An 8,690-nucleotide genomic window follows, 5' to 3' on the forward strand; every position below is an offset into this window, starting at 1 on the left:
GCAACGGACTGCCCGCCCACGCCCTGGTCGGCTATCTGCACGCCAGCTTCGCCAACGGCTCGGGCTACACCCGGATGTCCGACGTACCGGACAGCTGGGACGTCATCGACCTGGCCTTCGGTGAGCCCACCTCGCCCACGTCCGGCGACATCCGCTTCAACCGCTGCTCCGTCTCCGAGTGCCCGACCGTCGAGTCCGACACCGACTTCAAGGCGGCCATCCAGGCCAAGCGCGCCCAGGGGAAGAAGGTGCTGCTCTCCATCGGCGGCGCCAACGGGCAGGTCCAGCTGACCACCACCGCGGCCCGCGACACCTTCGTCAGCTCGGTCTCGGCGATCATCGACCGATGGGGCCTGGACGGTGTCGACATCGACTTCGAGGGCCACTCGCTCGCCCTGGACACCGGCGACACCGACTTCAAGAACCCGACCACCCCGGTGATCGTCAATCTGATCTCCGCGCTGAAGAGCCTCAAGGCGCGCTACGGCTCCGGCTTCGTGCTGACCATGGCCCCGGAGACCTTCTTCGTGCAGCTGGGCTACCAGTACTACGGTTCCGGCCCGTGGGGCGGCCAGGACCCGCGGGCGGGCGCGTACCTGCCGGTGATCTACGCGCTCCGCGGGGACCTGACCCTGCTGCACGTCCAGGACTACAACTCCGGCTCCATCATGGGCCTGGACAACCAGTACCACTCGATGGGCGGCGCGGACTTCCACATCGCCATGACCGACATGCTGCTCTCCGGCTTCCCGGTGGCGGGCAACACCGCCAACCGCTTCCCCGCCCTGGCACCCTCCCAGGTCGCGATCGGCATGCCCGCCAACCAGAACGCCGGCAACGGCTATGTGGCCCCGGCCGAGGTGGACAAGGCCCTGGACTGCCTCACCAAGGGCAGCAACTGCGGCTCCTACACCCTGCACGGCGGCACCCACCCGGACCTGCGCGGCCTGATGACCTGGTCGGTCAACTGGGACCGCTTCTCCGGCTGGGAGTTCTCCCGGAACTTCGACAGCTACTTCGGCTGACGCCGTCCGCCCTGCTGCCCGGCCCTCAGCCCAGTTCGGTGGGCAGACCGGCCAGCAGGGCGGAGCTGTCCGGGGTGAGGGAGGCAGCCGAGTCGGACGGAGCGGCCGACCCCGACGCGGAGTCCGAGGGCGACGCGGAAGCCGGGTCGGAGGCCGACCCGGTCGGCGAGGCGGAGGCAGAGCCGGACGGGGAGGGGCCCGACGACGACGAGGGGTCTGACGACGAGGGGCTGGGCGACCCGGACGCCGGTGCGGAGCCGCTGGGGCTGCCCGACGGCGTCCCGGACGATCCGCCGGCCGGGCTGCCCGGCGCCGAGGACGGCTGGTGCGTGGGGTCGGCCGGCTTGGCGGGCGGTGCGGGCTTGTACGGCTTGGGCTTGCCGCCGTCATGGATGTCGACGCCCAGGATCGGGGTGGTGGTGTCGGTACCGCCGGGGACCTCGGGCAGCTTCCACTTGCCGCCGTCCCCCGGTGCCGAGGGGTCCGGACGCACGGCGCCCAGGATCGGCATCCCGCCCATCGGCGACACCTTGACGAAGGCACCGGGGCGGGGGGCCTGGATGATCAGGCCGGCGCCTATGTACATCGCCACATGGGTCGCACCGCTGAAGTAGACCACCAGGTCGCCGGGGCGCAGCTGGTTGAGCGGGATGTGCTGGAGCTGCGCCCACTGCTGCTGGCTGGTGCGCGGTATCGGCAGGCCCGCGTGCAGCCAGGCCTGCGAGGTGAGGCCCGAGCAGTCGAAGACATCCGGTCCGGAGCCGCCCCACACATAGGGCTTGCCCAGCTGCTGGAAGGCGTACAGCAGCGCCTTGCGGCCGGCCTTGGACGGGGCGCGCTCGCCCTTGCCGAGCACCCCGGTGGCCAGGAAGGCCAGCTGGGCCTGGTCGGCCTCCTGCTTCTCCAGCTTCTCCAGCTCGGCCCGCTGGGCACCGGTGAGCGAGGCGACGGCCTGCTCCACCGCGTCCAGCTGCTTCTTCACGCCGTCCCGCGCGGTCTGCTGCTTCCTGGTCAGCAGCTGCACCGTCTTCAGGTTCTCCTCGGCCTGGGTCTTCAGGGCGTCCAGCGCGCTCTGGTCGGCCTTCAGCGCGTCCAGCAGCTGCGCCTGGGCGTCCCCGGCGCGCTGCAGTGCCTGGCCGCGGTCCAGCGCCTCGTAGGGGCTGTCGGCGAGCAGCAGCTGGGCGTAGCCGGAGAGCGAGCCGTTGCGGTACTGGGCGCTGGCGAGCTCGGCGGCGAGTTCGGTGCCCGCGTCGACCTGCGTCTGCTTCTCGTCGACCCGGCGCTGCAGTTCGGCGACCAGGGCGGTGTGCTGGCGCAGCTGGTCGGAGGCGTCGTTGTACCGCTCGGTGGCCTCCTCGGCCTTCTGGTACAGGTCGTGCAGCTGGTCCAGCAGCGGACCCAGGGTGGCCTTGGCCTTCGCCAGCGGGTCGGCCGGGGTTGCGGCGCCGACCGCGGCCGGATCGGGTGCGGCCCAGGCTGCCTGAACGGTGGCCGGCAGTGCCAGCGCGGCGACGGCCAGCACGGCACCGCACCTGAGTGCGGCCCGGACCCACGGCCTCGCCGGTGCCACTCCCCTGCCGCCGGTCTGCTGCTGCGCCACCGCCATGAACCCTGCCTCCCTGTGCGATCGGCAGATCCCCGTCCCCCGGCGGATCCGCGCCCGAACCCGGTCGATCCTGCCATGGAGAGGTGGCCCGGCGGCAGGGGGCCCAGCCGACTGGAGGTGAATTCTCATCGGACACGGACGACGTCCGGCCCCGGCCCCGGGGTGTACGGGGGCCGGGGCCGGACGGCCGGCGGCGGTCCTGAAGCCGGGTCAGGCCTGAGAGGCGACCGACTCCAGATAGGCACCGGCCTTCTCGGGCTCGAAGAACCACTCCTCGAAGTCGGCCGGGTTGTCGAAGCCGTTGGCGAAGCGGTCGGCCACCGGCTGCAGCTGGCCGGCAGCGCCGATCAGGTTGAGGACGTGCTCCGGCGGCGGCGCCAGCATGGCGTTGGTCCACTTGGTGACATGCCGGGCGGAGTCCCAGTAGCGGTCGAAGGCGCCCTGCATGAAGTCCCGGTCGAAGGGCTTGTCGCCGTGTTCCAGGATGGCGTCCAGATAGGCGGCGGCGCACTTGGAGGCGTTGTTGGAACCCTGGCCGGTGATGGGGTCGTTGGCGACCACCACATCGGCCACCCCCAGGGCGAGCCCGCCCCCGGGCAGCACCGCGACCGGGTTGCGCACCACCGGGGCGTAGCGGCCGGCCAGCACACCGCCCCCGTCGGTCAGCTCCACACCGCCGGCGGCGCGCTCGTACTCCCAGGGCGTGAAGGTGCGCATCAGCTCCAGGGTGGTCCGCAGGTGCTCCTCCGGGTCCTTGACACCGGTGAAGACATCCAGCGGGCCGCCGGGGACGCCCTCCCAGAAGAGGATGTCGCAGGGGCCGGAGGTGGTCAGGCTGGGCATCACGAAGAGCTCGCCGACCCCCGGCACCAGATTGCAGCGCACCGCCTCGAAGTCGTACTCGGGGCGCGGGCCGAGACCGTGCACATAGGAGACGGCCAGGGCGCGCTGCGGCACGTCGTACGGGGAGCGGGAGGCATCGCGGCCGAACATCGACACCAGTTCGCCCTTGCCCGCGGCGACCAGCACCAGGTCGAAGCTGCGGGAGAAGTAGTCCAGGTCGGAGACGGTGACGCCGTGCACCACCACCTGGCCGCCGCGCCGGGCGAAGGCCTCCAGCCAGCCGGCCATCTTCAGCCGCTGGTCCACGGACTGGGCGTAGCCGTCCAGATGCCCGACCCAGTCGATGACCCTGCCGCCGTCCGGCCCGGCCACCGAGACGCCGAGGCCCTCGATGCGGGGGGCCTGGTCCTCCCAGAGGTTCAGGCCGAGGTCCCGCTCGTGCTGCAGCGCGGTACTGAACATGCACTGGGTGGACATCACCCGGCCGTTGCGGATCTCGTCGGCCGTCCGGTTGGTCATCACCGTGACGTCATAGCCGTGCGACTGCAGGCCCAGGGCCAGCTGCAGGCCGGACTGTCCGGCTCCGACGATCAGTATCTTGCTCATGGGGGTCGTTCGGCTCCTCGACTTGCCAGCGGTGGACAGTTGACGTGCCCTCAAACCCCCCGTCGAGCACAGTTGATCATCCTTGCACCGTCAGTGCGTGCACCACCAGGGTGGTCAGCACCTCCGCGACGGAGCCCCGCACCCGGGCGTCACAGAGCACCACGGGGATCTCCGGCGGGACGGCCAGGGAGTCGCGGACGTCGTCCGCGGAGTAGCCGGGGGCGCCGTCGAACTGGTTGACCGCCACGATGAACGGCAGTCCGCACCCCTCGAAGTAGTCCAGCGCGGGGAAGCTGTCCGCGAGCCGCCGGGTGTCCGCCAGCACGATCGCGCCGATCGCACCGCGCACCAGGTCGTCCCACATGAACCAGAACCGCTGCTGGCCCGGGGTGCCGAAGAGGTAGAGGATCAGGTCCTCGTCGAGGGTGATGCGGCCGAAGTCCATGGCCACCGTGGTGGTGGTCTTGCCCGGGGTCGCCGAGGCGTCGTCGATGCCCTCGCCGGCCTGGGTCATCACCGCCTCGGTGGTCAGCGGGACGATCTCGGAGACCGAGGCCACGAAGGTGGTCTTGCCCACCCCGAAACCACCCGCGACCACGATCTTGGTGGAGGTGGCGTTGCCGGTCGGACTCAGCGGGATGCCCGGCACGCCCCGCGGGTCCGCCGCGGCGGCCGAGGCCGGTACGGTCGGGCGGCCGCCGGCCGGCCCCGCCGTCACGGTCTCAGAGCTTGCGAAGTCCACCCAGCACCCTTTCCAGCAGCGCCCGGTTCGCGGTCGAACCTGCGGCCGTACCGTCACCTGTGTCCTGCACGTCCCCGTAGCCGTCGCCGCCGGGCGCCCCGTGCACCCTGATCCGGCCCTGGTCCGCGAGGTCGCTCACCAGCACCCGGACCACGCCCAGCGGGATCCGCAGCAGCGCCGCGATCTCCGCGATGGAACGCATGTGGCCGCGGCAGAGCTCGCAGATGGCGTCCAGCTCCGGCAGGCCGCCGCCCTCCGCGGTGGCGGGGCGGTTGAGCGCGGAGACCAGGGTCTCCACCAGCAGCACATGCCCGAAGCGGGTCCGGCCACCGGTGATCGCGTACGGGCGGACCCGGGAGGCCCGCCCGGCGCCGGGGCGCCGCACGGGCCCTGTGCTGTGCTCGCTGCCGCGCACAGACCCACCTTTCACGGAGGTCATCGGGCGGCCATCGCCCGGTGGAGTTCGCTGCGGACCTCGGGGGTGAGCGCGTGCCCGGCCCGCTCCACGAGCAGCGCCATCTGGTACGCGACCACGCTGAGGTCGCAGTCGAGCGAGGCGTGCACTCCGAGGCACGAGCCGTCGCTGATCGCCATCAGGAAGAGGTGCCCGCCGTCCATGGTCACGATGGTCTGCCTGACCGCGCCGTTGTCCAGCACCCGCGAGGCACCGGCGCCCAGGCTGACCAGCCCCGACACCACCGCCGCCAGATCCTGCGCCCGGCTCGCCCCTTCGGACGCCGCGAGCAGCAGGCCGTCGGAGGAGACCACCACCACGTCCTGCAGTCCGCGTACTCCCGACGCGAAGTCGGAGAGCAGCCACCTCACCTTGTGCGCCTCCTGGCTGACCCCGGATCCGCCGGAGCCGCCGCGGGCCATCACCGGCGCACCGGCCGCGCCGCCAATCGTCATCTGCTTGCCTCCTCGCTCGAGGAACCGCCGATCCCCCGACTGCTCTCCCCCGCGTCCCCCGTCCCTGTCGCCCGTACCCGCGTCGGCCGGACCGCCGGGGACTGCTCCTCGGCTGTGTCCTTCGTCGCTGTTTCCCGGGACGCCGCTTCCCGCGCCGCCGTCTCCCGCGACGCCGCGTTGTGCTCCGGGGCTTCCTGCCGCTCCACGGCCTCCTGCTCCACGGCTTCGGGCACCACGGCCTCCTGGGCCGACTCCCGGGCCGCCTGCCGCAGTCCGCTCTGGAACCCGCCGAGCCTGCGGCGGAGTTCGGCCGCGGAGGTGGAACCGGTGCTCTCCCCCGAACCGGCCGGGCGTGCGCTCTCCCTGCGCAGCCCCGAGCCCGGCGCCTCCCCGGTGCCGGGCAGTCCACCGCCGCGGGGCACCCGGCGGGGCAGCCCCAGCCTGGTCACCGGACCGTCCTCGGGCAGATCGCCGTCCGTCCGCCGCGCCGCACCGCCCGGGTCCGCCGGAGCAGAGGGAGCGGCCGGCTCGGCAAGGGTGCCGCCGCCGTCACGCGGCCGGGTCTCCCCGGCGGGCTCCGCGCCGCGGCTGTGACGGCCGTCGTCCCGGCCCTGCTCGGGGCGGTCGTCCCCGGCGGCCGCGGGGGCCGGGATGGCCGCTCCCCGCCGCGGCAACGGCGGGTTCCTGACCGGCGCCGCCGGTTCGGGCGGGGCCGCGGCCGGCTCCACGGCCGCCGCCTCCCGCTCCGCCGTACGCTGCTCGTCCAGCTCCGCGGCCGTGAGGTCGGCCTCCAGCATGGCTTCGCGGGGCACCACCACGATGGCGGTGACACCGCCGCCGGTGACGGTCTCCCGCAGCTGCACCCGTACGCCGTGGCGGCGGGCCAGCCGGGAGACCACGAAGAGTCCCATGCTGCGGGCGGAGGCGGTCTGCTCCCGCCAGGGGGCCTTGCCGGAGAGCGGCGCGGAGTCGCCCGGATCGGGGTTGTCCAACTGCTCGTTGATCTCCCGCAGCCGCTCGGCGGGGATGCCGATGCCGTGGTCCACCACGGAGATCATCAGTTCGCCGTTGTCCAGCAGCCAGCCGCCGACCTCCACCACGTCCTGCGGCGGGGAGAAGGCGGTGGCGTTCTCCAGCAGCTCGGCGACCAGGTGGCTGGTGTCGTCGGCGGCGCCGCCGACCAGCCGCACCCGGGGCAGGAACTGGATGCGTACCCGCTCGTAGCGCTCGATCTCGGAGACTGCGGCGCGCAGCACGTCCAGCAGGGCGACGTTGCGGTTGCCCCGGCGGCCGTTCTCCAGCCCGGCCAGCAGCAGCATGTTCTCGCTGTTACGCCGCATCCGGGTGGCCAGATGGTCCAGCCGGTAGAGGTTGTCCAGCTGCTCCGGGTCGCCCTCGCGGCCCTCCAGGGTCTCGATCAGCACCAGCTGCCGCTCGACCAGGGTGAGGGTGCGCATCGCCAGATTGACGAAGGTGGCGTCGACACTGCCCTGCAGCTCGTCCCGCTCCGCGGTGAGCTCGTCGCGCTCGGCGGCGAGCGCGGTGCGTTCCGCGGAGAGCGCCTGCAGCTGGGCCGAGAGTGCCTGGAGCTGCGCCATCCGGCCGTCCCGCTCGGCCAGCAGCTGGTCGCGGTCGGCGATCAGGGCGTCCCGCTCCCCCGAGAGGCGGTCGCGCTCGGCGGCCGTGCGGTCGCGCTCGCGCAGCAGCGGCCGGACCATGGTCCGGCGCAGGGCGGCGACCAGGCCCCAGGCGGCGGCGACCGCGGCGGCGGCGGTGGCGGTGCCCAGCACGGCGGTGGTGCCGCCGCTCGCCGCCCCGCAGCCTGTGGTCAGCAGGGTCGCGGGCACGCCGACGGCGGCCCAGGCCGCGGTGCGCGGCAGGCCGCGGCCGTCCGCCGGCTCGTCCCCGTTGCGTTCGGCTCTGCGCCCTGTGGTCGGCTGTACGGCGTGCTGCCGCGGCTCCACTCGCCTCGTCCGCACCGGATCTCGCAATCTTGTTCGGTGACTTCGGGTGTCTTGCGGCCTCAGCCATCACAACCGGCACAGGAGCCGTCTACCGCCCGATACCGGCACAGACACCCGAATGAGTGAATCGCACAACCGCTTACCCGAACAAGATCAAACCACGCTTGGCCGTGTGCAGATCATGTGGACGGTTCCGGACATGCCGACGATTGCATCGTTTCATGGCCATGTCAATCAATCCCGGTGGGGTCGGCACCGCGAAGTCGTGGTCAGTTAACCTTCCGTTCACTCTGGCTCCCTACGGTCACCTCGACGACAACACCTAAGACGATTGTTTGGGTATGGAACACATCACGTTCCTGGTGGCCGTCGTGATCATCACGGCTCTCGCCTTCGACTTCACCAACGGCTTTCACGACACGGCCAACGCCATGGCGACCTCCATCGCCACCGGGGCGCTCCGCCCCAAGGTGGCCGTGGCCATCTCCGCCGTACTCAATCTGGCGGGCGCCTTCCTCTCGGTGGAGGTCGCCAAGACGATCTCCGGCGGCATCATCGACGAGAGCGCGGGCGTCCACCCCGAGATCATCTTCGCGGCGCTGGCCGGCGCCATCCTCTGGAACCTGCTGACCTGGCTGCTGGGCCTGCCCTCCAGCTCGTCGCACGCCCTCTACGGCGGACTGATCGGCGCCACCCTGGTCGGCGTCGGGGTGCACGGTGTGCACTTCGACACCGTCGTCACCAAGATCCTCATCCCCGCGCTGGCCTCGCCCGTCGTGGCGGGGCTCGCCTCCTGGGGCGCCACCCGGCTCTCGTACCGGATCACCCGCGGCGGCACGGCCGCGACCACCGGACGGGGCTTCCGGATGGGCCAGGTCGCCTCCTCCTCGCTGGTCTCACTGGCGCACGGCACCAACGACGCCCAGAAGACCATGGGTGTCATCACCCTGACCCTGATCTCCGCGGGCGCCCTCGGCGCCGGCGCCAACCCGCCG

At 72.2% G+C, this 8,690-nt stretch carries 8 protein-coding genes; 2 read left to right on the top strand and 6 right to left on the bottom strand.

All coding sequences use genetic code 11. The annotated features are described in order from the left end of the window. Positions 1–1,025: chitinase (locus tag AOK09_RS19720; protein ID WP_169797051.1), on the top strand; the 1,025-nt coding region annotated here is incomplete at its 5' end. A 25-nt stretch (positions 1,026–1,050) separates the two neighbouring features. On the opposite strand, the gene AOK09_RS19725 is transcribed toward AOK09_RS19720, so the two are convergent. From AOK09_RS19725 to AOK09_RS41340, 6 genes are all read right to left on the bottom strand, one after another. Continuing rightward, on the bottom strand, positions 1,051–2,631 hold the full coding sequence (locus AOK09_RS19725; protein ID WP_063796013.1) for a C40 family peptidase: 1,581 nt from the start codon (positions 2,629–2,631) through the stop codon (positions 1,051–1,053). A 210-nt stretch (positions 2,632–2,841) separates the two neighbouring features. Continuing rightward, on the bottom strand, positions 2,842–4,080 hold the full coding sequence (locus AOK09_RS19730) for a styrene monooxygenase/indole monooxygenase family protein (protein WP_055588531.1): 1,239 nt from the start codon (positions 4,078–4,080) through the stop codon (positions 2,842–2,844). A gap of 76 nt (positions 4,081–4,156) precedes the next feature. After that, entirely contained in the window at positions 4,157–4,729 is a 573-nt protein-coding gene (locus AOK09_RS19735) for a GTP-binding protein (RefSeq protein ID WP_245687373.1), read from the bottom strand. Positions 4,730–4,802: 73 nt separating this feature from the next. After that, positions 4,803–5,261 (bottom strand): DUF742 domain-containing protein, encoded by a 459-nt coding sequence (locus AOK09_RS19740; RefSeq protein ID WP_055588532.1) that lies wholly within the window; start codon positions 5,259–5,261, stop codon positions 4,803–4,805. Next, a complete protein-coding gene (locus AOK09_RS19745; RefSeq protein WP_245687372.1) occupies positions 5,258–5,731 on the bottom strand; it encodes a roadblock/LC7 domain-containing protein in 474 nt (157 codons plus the stop codon). Before AOK09_RS19745 ends, AOK09_RS19740 begins: the two co-directional genes overlap by 4 nt. Continuing rightward, positions 5,728–7,695 (bottom strand): sensor histidine kinase, encoded by a 1,968-nt coding sequence (locus AOK09_RS41340; RefSeq protein WP_055588533.1) that lies wholly within the window; start codon positions 7,693–7,695, stop codon positions 5,728–5,730. Before AOK09_RS41340 ends, AOK09_RS19745 begins: the two co-directional genes overlap by 4 nt. 341 nt (positions 7,696–8,036) lie before the next feature. Between AOK09_RS41340 and AOK09_RS19755 the strand changes: the two genes are divergently transcribed. Then, positions 8,037–8,690 (top strand): inorganic phosphate transporter (locus AOK09_RS19755; RefSeq protein ID WP_169797052.1); only part of this gene is annotated, 654 nt, incomplete at its 3' end.

It is taken from the genome of Peterkaempfera griseoplana (assembly GCF_001418575.1).
GTDB lineage: Bacteria > Actinomycetota > Actinomycetes > Streptomycetales > Streptomycetaceae > Peterkaempfera > Peterkaempfera griseoplana.